This window comes from Donghicola tyrosinivorans, from assembly GCF_003003355.1.
GTDB classification, from domain to species: Bacteria; Pseudomonadota; Alphaproteobacteria; order Rhodobacterales; family Rhodobacteraceae; genus Donghicola; species Donghicola tyrosinivorans.
Genome location: NZ_PVTQ01000007.1, coordinates 170987 through 188023, shown reverse-complemented (window position 1 = coordinate 188023; position 17037 = coordinate 170987). Strand labels below are relative to the sequence as shown.

Below are 17037 nucleotides of genomic sequence, written 5' to 3'. Positions count from 1 at the left end.
ATGCAACGCAGACAGTTTCTGGCCGTCTCGCTGGCCTCTGCCACTGCCGCTTGGGCCAGCCAAGGCTGGGCCGCCGCCGGTGCGCCCAAATACCTGACTGCCGCCGCCAAGCCGGGCAATAGCACTTGGTTGGTGGGTTTGACCGAGGACGCCAAGATCGCGTTCGAAATCCAGATCCCCTCACGTGGGCACGCAGCGGCGGCCCATCCCGAACGGGCCGAGGCCGTGGCCTTTGCCCGCCGTCCGGGCCGCTTTGCCGTGGTGTTGGATTGCGTGACGGGGCAAGAGATCGTGCGGCTGGACAGTCCCGAGGGGCGGCATTTCTATGGCCACGGAGCCTTCACAGCCGATGGTAAGCTGCTGCTTACGACCGAGAATGCCTATGACATTCCGGACGGGCGACTGGGGGTTTGGGACGCTACCGACGGCTACAAGCGCATTGGCGAGCTGCCCTCTGGCGGGATCGGCCCCCATGAGATGATCCGCATGGATGATGGCGGCTTTGCCGTGGCCAATGGCGGGATGCAGACCCACCCCGACTATGAGCGGGCGGTGCTGAACATTCCGACTATGCAGCCCAACCTGACCTATCTGGACGCCGAAGGGGCGATCATTGATCAGGTTGAACCGCCTGCCGACATGCGTCTGAACTCGATCCGGCACATCGCGGCGGATGCCTCGGGGCGGGTGGTGATCGCGCTGCAATGGCAGGGCAATCCCCTGCAAGAGGTACCCTTGATGGCCAGTCACCGGCGGGGCGAGGCGTTGCAGTTCTTCGATCACCCCGAAACCCGCGCTTTGAAGCAGTACGCGGGCAGCATTGCCCTATCCGCCGATGGCAGTCAGATTGCGGTGACAGGGCCGAAGGGCGGCCATGTGATCTTTTTCGACGGGACAACCGGCGCGCCGTTGAATGGGCAGGCCCTGCCAGAGGCCAGCGGAGTTGCCCGCTTTGGCGAGCGGTTCATCGTCACGGTCAAAGGTGGCGTGCTGGAAGGGGGCGCGGACGGCGGCCATGTGGTTCTGGTGGATGGCGATTACAGTTGGGACAACCATCTGGTCGCGATCTGAAACACAAGGGGCGCCGCAACGGGCGCCCTTTTGCATTTTCTCTTACAGATCAAACGGGTTGTCAGGATAGCCGACCTTGGACAGATACAGTCCCTGGGGCGGGCTGACGGGGCCGCATGCGGCGCGGTCACAAGCCTCTAGCGCGGTGCGCACATCCTCGGGCTGCCACGACCCTGCACCCACACGTTCAAGCGTGCCGACAAAGCTGCGCACCTGATTGTGCAGGAAACTACGGGCGGCCAGATGAAAGCGGAACTCGGTCCCGCTTTCGGTTTCGATCTGTTCGATGTCGAACTTGTCCAGCGTTTTAACCGGCGAGGCCGCTTGGCAGATGGACGCGCGAAAAGTGGTGAAATCATGCAGACCCAGCAGCATATTCGCTGCCTCTTGCATGGGTTCCAGTTCCAGCGGGTGGGCCACTTGCCAGACATAGCCTTTCAGATGCGTTGCAGGCGCACGGCGGTTCAGCAGGCGAAAGATATACTGCCGTTCATAGGCCGAAAAGCGGGCGTGCCAGTCGTCACCTACGCGGCGGCAATCGCGGATCGCCACGGGCAGGGGCTTGAGGTGGTGGTTCAGCGCCTCGGACAGGCGGAACGGGTCCCAATCCTTTTCCATGTCGCAATGGGCCACCTGACCGTAGGCGTGAACGCCCGCGTCTGTGCGGCCAGCGGCGGCGATGGTATGTTCGCGCCGTTCCAGTTTGGCCAAAGCCGCCTCAATCGCCCCCTGAACCGAGGGCTGGTCGGCCTGCCTTTGCCATCCGGCAAAGGGCGCGCCATCATATTCGACAAGTAAAGCATATCTGGGCATGGCCGCCATGTAGCCCTCTGCGCCGTGCAGAGCAAGCGCGGCGGAATGGTATTCCCCCTCTGGTTTCGCCGCGCCGCAGTGCTTAACTAAAGGCCGAACACCCGCAGGAGGCCCTTTTTTGTTCATCGGTCGCATCGCAGACGAGCTGGCGCGCAGCGTCGACACCCTCACCGACACGGTCAGCGAGACCCTGTTCGAGCCGGTGATCCGGCTGGGTGTGACGGGTCTGGCGCGGGCCGGCAAGACGGTTTTCATCACCTCGCTGGTGGCGAACCTTCTGGATCGCGGGCGCATGGGCCATCTGACTGCCGCCGCTGAGGGGCGCATTCTGGCGGCCTATCTGCGGCCTCAGCCCGATATGACCGTGCCGCGCTTTGACTATGAGGCGCATCTGGCCGATCTGACCTCGGCCCATCCGCGCTGGCCGGATAGCACGCGGGCGGTTAGTGAATTGCGGCTGTCTTTGCGGGTGCAGCCTTCGGGGCTTTTGGGCGGGCTGTCGGGGCCGCGCACCATTCATGTTGATATCGTGGATTACCCCGGTGAATGGCTGCTGGATCTGGCGTTGCTGGATCAGACCTATGCCCAGTGGTCCGCCGATGTGCTGCACCGCCTGCGCCGTCGTCCTTTGGGCGAACCCTATCTGGCGCTGGCCGATAGCACCGACAGCACGGCTGACCTGAACGAGACTGACGCGCAGGAACTGGCCCGCCGCTTTTCGGCCTATCTGAATGCCGCGCGGCTTGAAGGCTTTTCGGACTGCACACCGGGGCGCTTTTTGCTTCCCGGTGATTTGGCAGGCTCGCCCGTGCTGACCTTTGCGCCGCTGCCTGAGGTCGGGAAAGTGGGTCGCCGCAGCCTTTATACCACGATGGAGCACCGGTTTGAGGCGTATAAAGCCCAGGTGGTGCGCCCCTTCTTCCGCGATCACTTTGCCCGCATCGACCGGCAGGTGGTGCTGGTGGATGTGCTGGGTGCGCTGCATCGGGGGCCAGAGGCTGTGCAGGACATGCGCGATGCGATGCAGGGCATTCTGTCCACCTTCCGGCCTGGCCGGAATGCCTTTCTGACCCAGCTTTTGATGGGTAAGCGGGTTGAAAAGATCCTGTTCGCCGCCACTAAGGCCGACCACCTGCATCACAGCCAGCACCAGCGCCTGACCGCGATCATCGAGGAATTGACCCGCGATGCCCGCGAACGCGCCCGCTTTGCGGGGGCTGAAACCTCGGCCATGTCGCTGGCGGCCTTGCGCGCCACCACCGAAGAGACCCGCGCCTATGATGGCCAGTCGCTGGATGTGGTGCGCGGACGGCTTCTAGAGGATGGCCGCATGGCCGCCCTCTACCCCGGTGAATTGCCCGCCGACCCCCGTATTTTACTTGGCAATGACCAGCAAAGCTGGCTGGAAGGGGATTTTGAGGCCATGCGCTTTGCCCCCGCTGCGCTGACGTTGCGCCCCGGTGACGGTCCGCCCCATATTCGTCTGGACCGTGCCGCTGAATTTCTAATCGGAGACAAATTATGACTATTACGTTGCGCCCCGCGCGTGACTTGGACTGCGGCGCCCTTGGGGCAATGATGTCCAGCTATTTTGCTGAAAATGACTGGCTGCCCCGCCTGTGTTCGGGCGCAGAGGATATCGCCAATTGCGCCATGATGATTGATCGCGGCTGGGTGACAGTGGCGGGCGATGGCCGCCCCAAAGGGTTTCTGGCGTTGCAGGACAATTTCGTCCACGCGCTGTTTGTGGCCCCGCCGGAACGTGGGCAAGGCGTGGGCAAGGCGCTGCTGGATGCCGCCAAATCCCGCCACAGCCGGTTGGAACTATGGACCTTCAAACGCAACGTGGCCGCTCGCAACTTTTATCGCCGCGAAGGCTTTGCCGAGGTGGGCACGTCTGTCGGAAAACACAGCGATCATGGCTTGCCCGAGATTGATCTGCTTTGGGAAAGGAACGCTGCATGAGCCGCAAAGGCCCCATTGTCTTTGATCTGGACGAGGCGCAGGACGCGCCGAACCCCGCCCAAGCGGCACCGGTCCCCGATATGGGGCCAGAGGCTCCCCAAGGGCAGGCGATGCAAACCGTTGCGGCCTTGACCGCGCGGCGCCCTTCATCCTTGGCGCGGTGGTTCTGGGGCCTTCTGGTGTCGCTGATCGGGACGCTGATCTCGGTCGCGGCGTGGAACTTTGTAACCAGCCTCATCGCGGCGAACCCGATTCTGGGCTATGCGGTGACGACCCTTTTCGCCGCCTTCGCGCTGGTCTGCTTGATGATCATCGGACGCGAATTGGCCGCGATCAGCCGCTTGGCGCGGATAGATAAGATCCAGCACGCTGCCCATCGTGCTGCCGAGGCGGGCGATCTGGCCGCCGCCCGCAAAGTGGTCGGGCAGATTGAGACTTTGTATGCAGGGCGCGACGACACCCGCTGGGGCCGTGACCGCCTGAAAGAACGCCTGCCTGATGCCATTGAGGCAAGCGATGCCTTGGCGATGGCCGAGCGCGAAGTTCTGGCCTCGCTGGACAATGCCGCCTTGAAAGAGGTTGAGGCTGCCGCCCGTCAGGTGGCAACCGTGACCGCTATGGTGCCGCTGGCCTTGGCCGATGTGATTGGGGCGCTGACGGCCAACCTGCGCATGATGCGCCGCGTGGCAGAGGTTTATGGCGGCCGTGGCGGTTTTATTGGCAGCTGGCGACTGGCCCGTGCGGTGATGACCCACCTTGTGGCGACCGGTGCCGTGGCCGTGGGCGACGATATGCTAGAGCCGCTGATTGGGGGCGGCATCTTGGGCAAGCTAAGCCGCCGTTTTGGCGAAGGTCTGGTGAACGGCGCTTTGACCGCCCGCGTCGGTATTGCCGCGATCGAGGTCTGCCGCCCCCTGCCATTTGCCGCCCAAAAGCGCCCCTCGGCGCGGGGTGTGGTGCAAAGGGCTCTGACAGGGTTTTTCAAAAGCTGAAGGCGAGTAAAGTCCGATAAAATCTGTCAAGTATATGAAATCTAAAGATTTTTCTTGACCCTTCGCGGGGCATGGTGCATCAAGGGCTCAAGACGCGCAGCCAGCCATTTGCCAGCCCCGCGTAGTGATTTCCAGCTTGCTCCCAACGTATCGCGCCAGCCCGCACCGCAGCTATCTGTACGACAGCCACGACGCCCGCCCGCAAGACACGCACGCCAGCCAGAAACAGCCAAAGCGCCCCAACCGAGGGCGCTTTTTTGTTGGCGATTGGAATTTCAGAAGAGCGAGGGCACCGCGTCTTTGTCAGCGTCCCGATCCGCCACGCCGATCCGCATCCCCTTGCCGATCCGGTGGGCGATGCCGGACCATGCCTCGGCCACATCTTGGGGCAGTTCTTCGCGCAAAACCTCATCAAACAGCCCCAGCCAGTCCGCGAACATGGGGGCCTTCAGTTCGGGGGTTTGCAGGTGCGTGCGCATGGGAAAGCCGTGATAGTTCCGCTCTTGCAGGATCACATTGCGCCAAAAGCGGCTGATCTTGTCTTCGTGGGCAGGCCAAGCCTCGGGCGTGATGCGTCCGTTGAACACCGGCCCCAACACAGGATGGACCCGCACGCGCGCGTAAAAACGGGCGACCACATGGTCGATCTGCTCTCCGGTGATGGACTGTGTCATGGGGGCTCTCCTAGGGCGATACTACATAGCTAGGGGGTGGGGCAGGGCGCCGCAACGGGGCGATACATCGCAGCGCTTTACGGCCCCTGATCACAGGCTTATAAGGCGGCCTATGACACGCATGATGGCGATCATTATTCGAATTATATGCCCGGCGCTCTGATCCAGACGAGCCGCCGGGACAAGGCGTATGGGATGCCCGCGCCGACCTCTTTCCGATATTGAGACAAGACCGAAGGACGCCACCCATGTGCGCCGAAACGCCCGACTACAAAGACACCCTGTTCCTGCCCAAGACCGACTTCCCGATGCGTGCAGGCCTGCCCAAGCGCGAGCCCGAATGGCTGGCCCGTTGGGAAAAGATGGATATCTATCAGCAGCTTCGCAACAAAGCCGAGGGGCGCGAGCCGTTCATCCTGCACGATGGCCCTCCCTATGCGAACGGCCACCTGCACATCGGCCACGCCCTGAACAAGATACTCAAGGATTTCATCGTGCGCAGCCAGCAAATGCTGGGCCGCGAGGCACGCTACATCCCCGGTTGGGACTGCCACGGGCTGCCCATCGAATGGAAGATCGAGGAACAGTACCGCCAGAAGGGCAAGAACAAGGATGAAGTTCCTGTCATCGACTTCCGTCAGGAATGCCGCAAGTTCGCCGAGGGCTGGATCGACGTTCAGCGCAAAGAGTTCAAACGTCTGGGCATCACCGGCACGTGGGATGATCCCTATCTGACCATGAACTTCCACGCCGAGCGCGTGATCGCCGAGGAATTCCAGAAATTCCTGATGACCGGCACGCTCTATCAGGGCTCCAAGCCTGTGATGTGGTCGCCTGTCGAAAAGACCGCTCTGGCCGAGGCCGAGGTGGAATACCACGATCACCAAAGCCACACGATCTGGGTGCCCTTCCGCTTCCAGAATGCTGGCGGCGATCTGGAAACCGCCCGCGTTGTGATCTGGACCACCACCCCGTGGACCATCCCGTCGAACAAGGCGGTCGCCTACGGCAATGGCATCGAATACGGCCTCTACCGTGTCGACGCGACGCAGGAAGAAAGCTGGACCAACCCCGGCGAACTGTACGTCTTCGCGAACACTCTGGCCGCTGACGCGCTAGAGAAATCCCGCGTGACCGAATTCACCAAGGTCCGCGACATCGCCCCCAGCGAATTCGAAGGCCTGATCTGTGCCCACCCGTTCAACGGTCTGGATGGCGCCGACGGCTTCTGGGACTACGACGTGCCGATGGTTGATGGCGATCACGTGACTGACGACGCAGGTACCGGCTTTGTGCACACCGCCCCCAGCCACGGTCAGGAAGACTACGAAGTCTTCGTGGCCCGCAACTGGATGGACCGCATGACCTATAACGTGGGCGAGGAATCGGAATTCCTTGATCACGTGCCGTTCTTCGCGGGTCTGCAAGTGTTCGACCGCAAGGGCAAAGAGGGCAAGGCCAACACCACCGTCATCGCCAAACTGGTCGAGGCTGGCGGCATCATCGCCCGTGGCCGCGTCAAGCACAGCTACCCGCACTCGTGGCGCTCCAAAGCGCCGGTGATCTACCGCAACACGCCCCAGTGGTTCGCGGCGATCGACCGTGCGGTTGGCGACGGTCAGGACACCTATGGCAAAACCATCCGCGAACGCGCCCTGACCAGCATCGACCAGTTGGTAAAGTGGACCCCGCAGACCGGCCGCAACCGTCTGTTCTCGATGATCGAAGCGCGCCCTGACTGGGTTCTGTCCCGCCAGCGTGCATGGGGCGTTCCGCTGACCTGCTTCATCAAGGTTGGCGCAAAGCCCACCGATGAGGACTTCCTGCTGCGCAGCCCCGAAGTGAACGCCCGCATCAATGAGGCGTTCGAGGCCGAAGGCGCGGACGCATGGTACAAAGAGGGCGCCAAAGAGCGTTTCCTTGGCGATACCGTGAACCCTGACGACTACGAGCAAGTCTTCGACATTCTGGACGTGTGGTTCGACTCCGGCTCAACCCACGCCTTTGTGCTGCGTGACCGCGCAGACGGATCGGCAGACGGCATCGCGGACCTTTATCTGGAAGGCACCGACCAACACCGCGGCTGGTTCCACAGCTCGATGTTGCAGGCTTGCGGCACCAAGGGCCGTGCGCCTTATCGCGGCGTGCTGACCCACGGCTTCACGCTGGACGAGAAGGGCAACAAGATGTCCAAATCGCTCGGCAACACGGTCAGCCCTGAAGACGTGACCAAGCAGTACGGCGCGGACATCCTGCGTCTGTGGGTGGCACAGTCCGACTACACCGCCGACCTGCGCATCGGGCCGGAAATCCTGAAAGGCGTCGCCGACAGCTACCGCCGTCTGCGCAACACCATGCGATTCCTCTTGGGCAGCCTTGACGGCTTCACCGAGGCAGAGCGCCTTGATCCGTCGGAAATGCCCGAACTGGAACGCTGGGTGCTGCACCGCCTTGCGGAACTGGATCACAAGGTTCGCATTGGCTACACCGCCTATGACTTCCAAGGTGTGTTCCAGCAGCTCTTCAACTTCTGCACCGTGGAACTGTCGTCCTTCTACTTCGACATCCGCAAAGACGTGCTCTACTGCGATGCCACAGACAGCACCCGCCGCCGCGCGGCCCGCACCGTTATGGATATCCTGTTCCACCGTCTGACCACCTGGCTTGCGCCGATCCTGACCTTCACCATGGAAGAAGTCTGGCTCGAACGCTTCCCGGGCGATGACAGCTCGATCCACCTGCAGGACATCCCCGCAACCCCCGCCGACTGGCTGAACGAGCCGCTGGCGGCCAAATGGTCCAACGTCCGCAAAGTGCGCCGCGTGGTCACCGCCGCCCTTGAAGTGCAGCGCACCGAAAAGGTCATCGGAGCCTCGCTCGAAGCGGCCCCCGTGGTCCATGTCGAAGACGCAGATATGCTCGCGGCGCTCAAAACCGTCGCGTTTGAGGATATCTGCATCACCTCCGGCATCTCGCTCACCGCAGATCCCGCCCCGGCGGAGGCCTTCCGCCTCCCCGATCAGGCAGGCGTCGGCGTGGTCTTCGAAAAGGCTGATGGGGAAAAATGCCAGCGCTGCTGGAAAATCCTGCCCGATGTGGGCACCCACAGCCACGCAGCAACCTGCAAACGCTGCGATGAGACACTCGGCTAAACGGTCAAAGGGGCGCCCGAATAGGCGCCCCTTCTCACATCTGCCATTTCATCTTGGCAAAAATACCTCGGGGGTAGGGCCGTCAGGCCCGTAGGGGGCAGCGCCCCCTGTCGCAGCTTACCGCGCAGCGCGGGCCGGAATAACCTGCTGCACGATCCCCACCATTACCAGATAGATCGAGCTGGCCCCAAGAACCCAGCCCGCCCAACTCGCAGGATGGAAATCAACCCAAGCGGCCCAAGCCGCCGAAAGCGTCCAGATCAGCGCAATCGGCAGCGATACCATCCGCCAGCGCTTGGTGCGCACAGGATGGATGAACCGCAACGGCAGGAACATCGACACCGCCAGCACGATCACCAGCCCTACAATGAACTCGGGGCTTGGTTTCAGCGCGAACAAAGGCAGCACCGCCATGTTCCAACAGCCTGGAAAGCCGCGAAAACTTTTGTCTTCGGTCTTCATCCGCGTGTCCGCGAAATAAAGCGCACTGGTGAAGGTGATCACCAGAATGGCCAGCCATCCGGTCCAGCCGGGCAGCAGGCCTGATTTGAACAGCGCATAGGCAGGGATGAACACATAGGTCAGATAGTCGATGATCAGGTCCATCAATACGCCGTCGATCTCGGGCGCGTTGGTAGCCACATCGTATTTGCGGGCCAAGGGGCCGTCGATCCCGTCCACGGCAAAGGCGACGACCAGCCAAAGCACCATCATGGACCAATTCTGGTCCACGGCAGCCAACATGGCCAGCATGGCGATACAAGCGCCTGTTGCGGTCAGGAAATGAACTGAAAAAGCTGCAGATCTGATTTTCATTCTGTCGTCTTCGCTGATTATCTGCTGCGGCGCAACCGTTAGCCGCGCCGTGCGCGGGGGTGCGCTGCCTGATAGACATCCATCAAACGGGCCGAGTCCACTGCGGTATAAGTCTGGGTTGTCGACAGGGCCGCATGCCCCAGCAGTTCCTGAATCGCCCTTAAATCGCCGCCTGCATTCAGTAGATGCGTCGCAAAGCTGTGGCGCAGGGCGTGGGGCGTTGCGGTTTCCGGCAAGCCAAGCTGCATGCGGGTCTGCTCCATTACCTTGGCGATGACGCGGGCATTCAAAGCACCGCCCTTTGCGCCGCGAAACAGAGGGGCGTCCGGCTCTAGCTGATAGGGGCATAGCGACAGGTAGCGATCCACCGCTTTTCGGGCGGCGGCCAGAACCGGTACGATCCGCTCTTTGTTGCCCTTGCCGACGATCCTCAGACTGTCGCCTAAGGGGATGTCGCGGCCCGTCAGGCCTAGCGCCTCGGAGATGCGGAGGCCGCAGCCATAAAGCAATGTCACCACGGCCACATCACGGGCACCGATCCACGGGGTCTGCGATTGCAGTTCCACAGTTTCCAGTACCGCGCGGGCGCCATCCTCGCTCAAAGGGCGGGGTAGACGGGCTTTCACCTTGGGCGAGCGGGTGGCCAGCACGGCAGTCGGGTCGAACTTCTGCGTGCGGGCCAGCCAGCGGTAGAAACTTTTGACCGCCGACAGCCGCCGCGCCAAGGACCGCGCGCCGGTGCCGCTGCGCCGCTCAGCGGCCATCCAAGCCCGCATGTCAGAGGGTCCGACAGTCGCCAAAGACGCAAGTCCCGAAGCGCCGCCGTGATAATCGGCCAGAAATGACAGAAATCCCGCCACATCGCCGCTGTAGGCGGTGATCGTATGGTCCGAGGCATCCTTGATGCCCCGCTCATAGGCCAGCCAGCTTTGCAGGGCATCCCTTTGGGCGGGGCTGATCAGGCTCATGACAGCCAGCGGCGCATGATCCGCTCAAATACGCCGGCAAAGAAGGCCAGCAGATCGGTGCCTTGCTGGGGGCTGAACTGGTGCGGGTCTTCCGAGCCCATCACCAACAGGCCGGGCAAGCGTCCGGTGCCGAGGTTCAGCAGCAGGCAAGCCTCGGACCGGATGTCATCGGCCTTAGAGCCGTGCACCGTCGCCTCGCCGCTATGGATCTGGCGCAGGGTGACTTGGCGGATTTGCCCGCCACGTCCGTCGGTCAGGTATTCGCGGATAAAGCCCTCAGGCGCGGACGATAAAACTGCGCCCATCTTGCGGACGGTGTTGTCCTCGCTGCCGTCGGTTTGGGTTTCCAGCACCAATCGCAGACAATCCACCCGCAGGATTTGCGCCACATCGGTGCCAAGGCCCTTCAGAAAGTCCTCAAAACTGACCGGATCCAGCATTTTCAGCAGGGCGCGATGCACCTGATTGGTGCCTGCCAGATTTTCATAGGCGGCGGCGATGACCGTGCGGTGGGTGTCCTCTAGCCGGTCAAGACGAGTCTCCAGCCGTTCCATCGCAAGTCCGCGCAGATCGACGATATTGCTACCCATTGCCCGCTCATTCGCAGAGATCAGTGCATGCATCAGATCACGGTCGTCCAGAATAAGATCCGGATCGGCAAGGATGCGCGCGCGCAATTGCGCGTCGATCTTGGGACTGCTCATGTCTTGGCCTCGTTCTTTTTTAGAGTGTATAACATGGCTCCGGCCCGAATTTGCAGAGAAAATTCCCTCAATTCGGGAACCGGCCAAAGAAGGCATTGTAAATAAAACACAGGCGGTGGGCGTCCTCACGTCTTGGCGTTTCTTAACCAAGGCTTTACGCCCAAGCTGGTAGAGCCACTTTTGCCCGTCAACAAGGAGCGATGCGGTCCGTGCAGACATATTTTCCCGCCGCCGAGCCCTGCGCTGTTCTAACCACCCAACCGCTAGACCGGCCGCTGGATTATCTGGCGCCCGAAGGGGGCTGTGCCCTTGGCGATTTTGTTGAGGTGCCCTTGGGGCCGCGCAAGATTATCGGGGTGGTCTGGGGGCCTGCGGCAGGGGACTTTCCCCGCAATCGCCTGCGCCCGATTTTCAGGGTTCTGGATGCGCCACCCTTGGGGGATGACCTGCGAATTTTCTTGGAAAAATCAGCAGATTACACCCTGACGCCTTTGTCTGCGATGCTGCGTCTGGCCACCCGTGCGCCCGGTCTTGGGGATGCCCCCGCGACCCGCCGCATCTACCGTTTGGGCGATGCCGAGCCTGACCGGATGACCGACGCCCGCACCCGCGTGCTAGAGGTGATGCGCGAATACGGGGGCCTTGCCTTCACCCAGCGCGAGCTGGCCGATATGGCAGGCGTGACCGCGTCGGTGATCAAGGGATTGGTCAAACAAGGTGCCCTGCGGGAAGAGGATGCACCCCGTGACCTGCCCTACCCTCGTCTTGATCCAGATGCGCCGGGCAAGGCGCTGACCGATGATCAGAAAGCTGCGGCAACGGTTCTGTGCGACGGGATAGCATCCGGAGCTTACGGAACCACCTTGCTGAAGGGCATCACCGGCTCTGGCAAGACCGAGGTGTATCTTGAGGCAGTTGCCGCCTGTTTGCGCAAAGGACGGCAGGCGCTGGTGCTGTTGCCAGAGATCGCGCTGACCTCGGAGTTCCTCACGCGGCTTGAGGCGCGGTTTGGTGGGCGTCCGGCTGAATGGCACTCGGGCGTTACGATGACCGAACGTCGCCGCGCATGGAAAATGGTGGCGGAAGGCGGCGCACAGGTGGTTGTGGGCGCACGGTCCGCGCTGTTCCTGCCGTTCCGCGATCTGGGGCTGATCGTCGTCGATGAAGAACACGACACCAGCTACAAGCAGGAAGAGGGCGTTTTGTACAATGCCCGCGATATGGCCGTGCTGCGGGCCAGCCTGTGTTCGGCGCGCGTTGTGTTGGCCTCGGCCACGCCTAGCCTTGAAAGTTGGGTCAATGCGCAGGCGGGCAAATACAGCCGCGTAGACCTGACTTCGCGCTTTGGCGATGCGGTGTTGCCCGAAATGAAGGCGATCGACATGCGGGCCGAGGATTTGCCATCCTCGACTTGGATTTCCCCGACCTTGCGGGCGGCGGTCAAACTGCGGATGGCGGCGGGCGAGCAATCGCTGCTGTTCCTGAACCGGCGCGGTTATGCGCCAGTGACGATCTGTCGGGCGTGCGGCCATCAGGTCGCCTGCCAGCACTGCGATGCGCGGATGGTGGAGCACCGGTTCCTCAAGCGCCTGATGTGCCACCAATGCGGCGAGACCGCGCCCATGCCCGAGCAGTGCCCCTCTTGCGGGGTCGAAGGCAAATTGGCCCCCGTCGGCCCCGGTGTGGAGCGTCTGGCTGAAGAGGCTGTCGCGGCATTCCCTGATGCGCGGATTGCGGTGCTATCCTCGGACCTTTTTGGCAGCGCGCGGGCCTTGAAGGAAGAGATCGTCCGGATTGCGGAAGGGGGCGCCGATATCATTATTGGAACCCAGATGGTCGCAAAAGGACACAACTTCCCACTGTTGACGTTGGTGGGGGTGATTGATGCGGATCTGGGTCTGCAAGGGTCTGATCTGCGTGCGGCAGAACGCACGTTCCAGTTGATGCGGCAGGTTGCGGGGCGGGCAGGACGCTCGACCAAGAAGGGGCAGGCGATGCTGCAAACCTTTCAGCCGGAACATCCCGTGATCCACGCGATCCTATGCGGTGACGAAGAACAGTTCTGGGCCGCCGAAGCGCGCGAGCGTGAGGCCGCAGGTGTCCCGCCTTTCGGGCGCATGGCGGGTATCATCATCTCGGCCCCCGAGGCGCAGGACGCCTTTGACTTAGCAGGGCAGTTGGTGCGCCATGCAGGGCCGCTTATCGAAGCTGGAGCAACCGTTTACGGTCCCGCTCCGGCTCCCATTTCCCGAATCAGAGGGCGGCATCGTGTCAGACTTCTTGTCAAGTCTGCAAAAGGAGTAGTTCTGCAGCCGGCTCTTCGCAAATGGTTAGGAGGGGTAAAAGTTAACAACAATATAAGGTTGTCGGTAGATATTGATCCCCAGAGCTTTATGTAAGACCATGCTTTTCATATTTGCTATGTGTTGATATCATAAATGTTGTCTAACGAGTCTGGTTTAAAATGGTTACAAATAAGGTCAACTGGGACGACTTTCGTTACGTCGCAGCTCTAGCACGTCATCGGTCGATGAACGTTGCTGCAAAACACTTGGACATTAATGTTGCAACAGTATCCCGACGGATTCACCGGATTTCGGAAGACGTAGGGGTTAAGCTGTTTGTGCAAGGCCGAGACGGCTGGCGCCTGACACCTGAAGGTCGCGCGCTGATGGATGTGATCGAGCAATTCGAATCCAACCTGTCCCGCCTCAGCAATAATCTACCCCATCTACAATCCAGCGCTGAAAAAGCCCGTGTCACCACGATGAGCTTTCTGGCGACGGATTACCTCACAGAACAACTGGGCGCGTTCATGGAACGCTATCCGGGGATCGAGTTGGAAATCTACTGTAGCAACGTTGACGCGGATTTTGACCGCGATGAGGTTGATGTTGCCCTGCGGATGAACCGTCCTCTGGATGATGCTCTGATGGGCCATGAGGTGGGCAAGGTCCACTTCTGCGCCGTGCAGCGCCCCGACAGCCAGAACCGTGACTGGATTGCCCTGTCGCGTGATCTGGACTGGACCCCCGAAATGCAGGCAGGCTACGAACGCTTTGGCCGCCCACCGGTCATGCGCGTCGAGAACTATCGTCTGGCCATTGATGCCGCGATCTCGACGGGTCTTGCGACCATCGTCCCTCGCCTGCACCTTCCTGAAAATACCTCGCTTGCGGTGATCCCCGGTGCGCAAACCATCGCGACCCGTGGTCTGTGGGCGGTGTATCAGGAAAAGCGTCAGCGCGACCCGCTGGTGAACGCGGTTGTGGACTGGATCGCGCAAAGCGTGGCACAGCGCCGTCTTGGCGACAACACCCCCCAAACCGGTTCGGTCGCCGAAGGTTAAACGGCGACCAGACCTTTTTGGTCCAGCAGGGTGTCGGTGACCATCGCGCCGATCCACATGCAGAACAAGGCAAGCCAGGCGGTTCCCGCAAAGATCGAACCGCCTGTCACGCCAGCACCGATGGCACATCCCCCAGCCAGCATTCCGCCAAAGCCCATCAGCGCCGCACCGATCATAGCGCGGCGCATGTTGGCCTCGTTCTCAAACCCTTGAAAGCGCAGCGAACCCGCGACCCAAGCGCTTAGGAACGCGCCCAGAAAGACGCCGGGCACAAGGCCGATGTCGAATTGCAGGACGGGGTTTTCCTCAAGGAAGAACATCAGCGTATTGGCCGAAGGGCCGGTGAAGGTGGCGCTTTCGATCTGCACCGGATCGAAGGAAATCTGCGCGAGGCTGAAGGTCAGCACCCACCCCACCGCGACCGAGAACCCAACGCCAGAGGCGAAGACCAGACGGGGCCAACCGATGCGGTTGCGGCGGGCCACCTCTAGGGCGACGGCGGCAATCATCAGGCCCACCACAAGGCCGCCCCATTCAGGCAAGCCGACGGCTTTCTCCAAATCCAGATTGGTGCCGCCGCTGGTGATCCAGACGCTGGCGATGCTGTTGCGTAGGGGGGCTAGGACACCGGACAGGCTCATCTGGGCAACGACCGCGAAGATCAGACCCGACACCACCGAGCGCAGGTTGCCTGTCGCCGCCAGCACCAGCAGGCGGCCCGAGCAGCCCCGCGCCAGTACCATGCCGACCCCGAACAACAGTCCACCCACGATGGCACCGGACCAGCTGCCTGGAACGGCCATCATGCGGGCATCGGCCGATCGCATCAGCCCCATCAGTTCAGCTGCCTGAACCCACGCCACTGCGGTTGAAAACGTCAGCAGCCACACAGCCACGCGATCATCCATCTGGCCCCGTGCGAACGACACCGTCGCGGCCCGCAGGCAAAAGTTGGACCGCTGCGCCGCAATCCCGAAGATCATGCCGGTGATCAATCCAAACAGGGCCGCGGTTGGCGCCTCGCCCAAGCTTTCGACAATCCCCAGAACGTCCATTCCCGTGCCTCCTAGCGTCAGAATGCAGCAAACATAGGGATTTCGCGGCGCTTATCCTTGATGTGTATCAATATATGAATGTGTTTAAGTGATCGAAGAAGAGGCACATCAAGGGGCGGTTTCCCCTTTGGTTTGTTTGCGCAATGCGCCTTTTACAAGCGCGATTTCGATTTCGTGAACCTGAGCTGCACAGAATTCTCGCCAAACCTTTTGGGCAAGAGTATGAGGCACTTATGAAATCATCTCGCTTCGCCCCGTTTCCTTTGGCCCAGGCCGATCAGTTGCCGCTGTGGCGCCGGCCCGTCGCTTTGTTGTTCCTGACCGCAATGGCCATGCCCGTGGCCTTTGCCACGTGGTCGGCATTGCTGAATAACTTCGTGATCGAGGTCGCCAATTTCGACGGTAGCGACATTGGCTGGCTGCATACGGTGCGCGAGATTCCGGGCTTTCTGGCCATCGGCGTGATTGCGATCCTGCTGTTCATGCGGGAACAAATTCTGGGCCTGACCTCATTGATCCTGTTGGGGGTGGCGACGGCGCTGACCGGCTTTTTCCCGCAGTTGGGGGGCATCCTGACGCTGACCATGCTTAGTTCGATCGGGTTCCATTACTATGAGACGGTGAACCAATCGCTTCAGCTGCAATGGCTGGACAAAGAGCGGGCGCCCAAGGTTCTGGGCCAGTTGCTGGCGGCGGGCAGTGCGGCGACGCTGGTGGCCTATGGTCTGATCATGCTGACGTGGCGCACGTTCGAGCTGTCCTATACCTCAGTCTATATGGTCGCGGGTGGCATCACGGCGGCCATCGCCTTGTTTGCGCTTTTCGCCTATCCCCAGTTCGAGGCCCCCAATCCGCAGGTCAAAAAGTTCATCCTGCGCCGCCGTTACTGGCTGTATTACCTGCTACAATTCATGGCTGGTGCCCGCCGTCAGATCTTCACGGTTTTTGCGGGCTTTATGATGGTCGAACGCTTCGGCTTTGACGTGCATGAGGTCACGGGCCTGTTCCTGATCAACCTTGTGGCCAACATCTTCTTTGCGCCGCTGATCGGGCGCTTTGTCCAACGCTTTGGTGAACAACGGGCCCTGATGGTGGAATACACCGGCCTTGTCTGCGTGTTTCTGGCCTATGGCGGTATTTACTGGTTTGGCTGGGGCGTCCTGTTGGCTTCGATCCTCTATGTGATCGACCACATGTTCTTTGCCATGGCGCTTGCGATCAAAACCTATTTCCAGAAGATCGCTGATCCCGGTGACATCGCGCCCACAGCGGCGGTGGCCTTTACCATCAACCACATCGCGGCAGTCTTCCTGCCTGCATTGCTGGGCTATCTGTGGCTGGTTTCGCCGGGGGCGGTGTTCTTTCTGGCGGCGGGCATGGCCGCGACCTCACTGTTGCTGTCCATGCTGATCCCGCGCCATCCCTGCAAAGGAAACGAGACGCGCCTTTCGCGGTTTGTGGCAGCGGTCGCAGAATAG

At 61.3% G+C, this 17037-nt stretch carries 14 protein-coding genes; 8 read left to right on the top strand and 6 right to left on the bottom strand.

The genetic code is table 11. The annotated features are described in order from the left end of the window. Entirely contained in the window at positions 1-1071 is a 1071-nt protein-coding gene (locus CLV74_RS12090) for a DUF1513 domain-containing protein (protein ID WP_106265052.1), read from the top strand. Positions 1072-1113: 42 nt separating this feature from the next. Here the strand turns inward: CLV74_RS12090 and truA are convergent, their stop codons facing one another. Then, positions 1114-1884 (bottom strand): tRNA pseudouridine(38-40) synthase TruA, encoded by a 771-nt coding sequence (gene truA, locus CLV74_RS12085; protein ID WP_106265138.1) that lies wholly within the window; start codon positions 1882-1884, stop codon positions 1114-1116. Positions 1885-2002: 118 nt separating this feature from the next. On the opposite strand from truA, the gene CLV74_RS12080 reads away from it, so the two are divergent. Genes CLV74_RS12080 through CLV74_RS12070 form a run of 3 tightly spaced genes read left to right on the top strand, consistent with a single transcriptional unit; the run spans position 2003 to position 4841 of the window. Next, positions 2003-3409, top strand: coding sequence for a YcjX family GTP-binding protein (locus tag CLV74_RS12080; protein ID WP_106265050.1), 1407 nt, complete (start codon positions 2003-2005; stop codon positions 3407-3409). Next, positions 3406-3849: a GNAT family N-acetyltransferase gene (locus CLV74_RS12075; RefSeq protein ID WP_106265048.1), complete on the top strand. Its 444-nt coding sequence runs from the start codon at positions 3406-3408 to the stop codon at positions 3847-3849. The genes CLV74_RS12080 and CLV74_RS12075 overlap by 4 nt, the downstream gene beginning before the upstream one ends. Next, entirely contained in the window at positions 3846-4841 is a 996-nt protein-coding gene (locus tag CLV74_RS12070) for a YcjF family protein (RefSeq protein WP_106265045.1), read from the top strand. The genes CLV74_RS12075 and CLV74_RS12070 overlap by 4 nt, the downstream gene beginning before the upstream one ends. Before the next feature lie 275 nt (positions 4842-5116). On the opposite strand, the gene CLV74_RS12065 is transcribed toward CLV74_RS12070, so the two are convergent. Then, positions 5117-5515: a group III truncated hemoglobin gene (locus CLV74_RS12065; RefSeq protein WP_106265043.1), complete on the bottom strand. Its 399-nt coding sequence runs from the start codon at positions 5513-5515 to the stop codon at positions 5117-5119. A 248-nt stretch (positions 5516-5763) separates the two neighbouring features. Between CLV74_RS12065 and ileS the strand changes: the two genes are divergently transcribed. Beyond that, positions 5764-8667, top strand: coding sequence for an isoleucine--tRNA ligase (ileS, locus tag CLV74_RS12060; protein ID WP_106265041.1), 2904 nt, complete (start codon positions 5764-5766; stop codon positions 8665-8667). A 117-nt stretch (positions 8668-8784) separates the two neighbouring features. On the opposite strand, the gene CLV74_RS12055 is transcribed toward ileS, so the two are convergent. The 3 genes from CLV74_RS12055 to CLV74_RS12045 are packed head-to-tail and all read right to left on the bottom strand — an operon-like array spanning position 8785 to position 11155. Beyond that, positions 8785-9483, bottom strand: a complete 699-nt coding sequence (locus tag CLV74_RS12055) for a CDP-alcohol phosphatidyltransferase family protein (RefSeq protein WP_106265039.1) — start codon at positions 9481-9483, stop codon at positions 8785-8787. A 38-nt stretch (positions 9484-9521) separates the two neighbouring features. Continuing rightward, a complete protein-coding gene (locus CLV74_RS12050) occupies positions 9522-10451 on the bottom strand; it encodes a tyrosine recombinase XerC (RefSeq protein ID WP_106265037.1) in 930 nt (309 codons plus the stop codon). Beyond that, complete coding sequence (locus CLV74_RS12045; RefSeq protein WP_106265034.1) at positions 10448-11155, bottom strand: DUF484 family protein; 708 nt, start codon at positions 11153-11155, stop codon at positions 10448-10450. The genes CLV74_RS12050 and CLV74_RS12045 overlap by 4 nt, the downstream gene beginning before the upstream one ends. A 200-nt stretch (positions 11156-11355) precedes the next feature. Between CLV74_RS12045 and CLV74_RS12040 the strand changes: the two genes are divergently transcribed. Together CLV74_RS12040 and CLV74_RS12035 are read left to right on the top strand one after the other, a co-directional pair. Beyond that, positions 11356-13554 (top strand): primosomal protein N', encoded by a 2199-nt coding sequence (locus tag CLV74_RS12040; protein WP_106265032.1) that lies wholly within the window; start codon positions 11356-11358, stop codon positions 13552-13554. Positions 13555-13619: 65 nt separating this feature from the next. Next, the gene (locus CLV74_RS12035) at positions 13620-14504 is read left to right on the top strand and encodes a LysR family transcriptional regulator (RefSeq protein WP_106265030.1); all 885 of its coding nucleotides are present in this window, start codon (positions 13620-13622) and stop codon (positions 14502-14504) included. Here the strand turns inward: CLV74_RS12035 and CLV74_RS12030 are convergent. Then, positions 14501-15559 carry a YeeE/YedE family protein gene (locus CLV74_RS12030; protein ID WP_106265028.1) on the bottom strand — a complete coding sequence of 353 codons (1059 nt, stop codon included), beginning with the start codon at positions 15557-15559 and terminating at the stop codon, positions 14501-14503. The two genes, CLV74_RS12035 and CLV74_RS12030, sit on opposite strands and share 4 nt — an antisense overlap. Positions 15560-15792: 233 nt before the next feature. On the opposite strand from CLV74_RS12030, the gene CLV74_RS12025 reads away from it, so the two are divergent. Beyond that, the gene (locus CLV74_RS12025) at positions 15793-17037 is read left to right on the top strand and encodes an MFS transporter (RefSeq protein WP_106265026.1); all 1245 of its coding nucleotides are present in this window, start codon (positions 15793-15795) and stop codon (positions 17035-17037) included.

What these genes read in the sequence shown, in the direction of transcription:
- CLV74_RS12090 (WP_106265052.1), top strand. Translation starts at nt 1, where the DNA reads ATGCAACGCAGACAGTTTCTGGCCGTCTCGCTGGCCTCTGCCACTGCC.
- truA (WP_106265138.1), bottom strand. Translation starts at nt 1,884, where the DNA reads ATGCCCAGATATGCTTTACTTGTCGAATATGATGGCGCGCCCTTTGCC.
- CLV74_RS12075 (WP_106265048.1), top strand. Translation starts at nt 3,406, where the DNA reads ATGACTATTACGTTGCGCCCCGCGCGTGACTTGGACTGCGGCGCCCTT.
- CLV74_RS12070 (WP_106265045.1), top strand. Translation starts at nt 3,846, where the DNA reads ATGAGCCGCAAAGGCCCCATTGTCTTTGATCTGGACGAGGCGCAGGAC.
- CLV74_RS12065 (WP_106265043.1), bottom strand. Translation starts at nt 5,515, where the DNA reads ATGACACAGTCCATCACCGGAGAGCAGATCGACCATGTGGTCGCCCGT.
- ileS (WP_106265041.1), top strand. Translation starts at nt 5,764, where the DNA reads ATGTGCGCCGAAACGCCCGACTACAAAGACACCCTGTTCCTGCCCAAG.
- CLV74_RS12055 (WP_106265039.1), bottom strand. Translation starts at nt 9,483, where the DNA reads ATGAAAATCAGATCTGCAGCTTTTTCAGTTCATTTCCTGACCGCAACA.
- CLV74_RS12050 (WP_106265037.1), bottom strand. Translation starts at nt 10,451, where the DNA reads ATGAGCCTGATCAGCCCCGCCCAAAGGGATGCCCTGCAAAGCTGGCTG.
- CLV74_RS12045 (WP_106265034.1), bottom strand. Translation starts at nt 11,155, where the DNA reads ATGAGCAGTCCCAAGATCGACGCGCAATTGCGCGCGCGCATCCTTGCC.
- CLV74_RS12040 (WP_106265032.1), top strand. Translation starts at nt 11,356, where the DNA reads ATGCGGTCCGTGCAGACATATTTTCCCGCCGCCGAGCCCTGCGCTGTT.
- CLV74_RS12035 (WP_106265030.1), top strand. Translation starts at nt 13,620, where the DNA reads ATGGTTACAAATAAGGTCAACTGGGACGACTTTCGTTACGTCGCAGCT.
- CLV74_RS12030 (WP_106265028.1), bottom strand. Translation starts at nt 15,559, where the DNA reads ATGGACGTTCTGGGGATTGTCGAAAGCTTGGGCGAGGCGCCAACCGCG.
- CLV74_RS12025 (WP_106265026.1), top strand. Translation starts at nt 15,793, where the DNA reads ATGAAATCATCTCGCTTCGCCCCGTTTCCTTTGGCCCAGGCCGATCAG.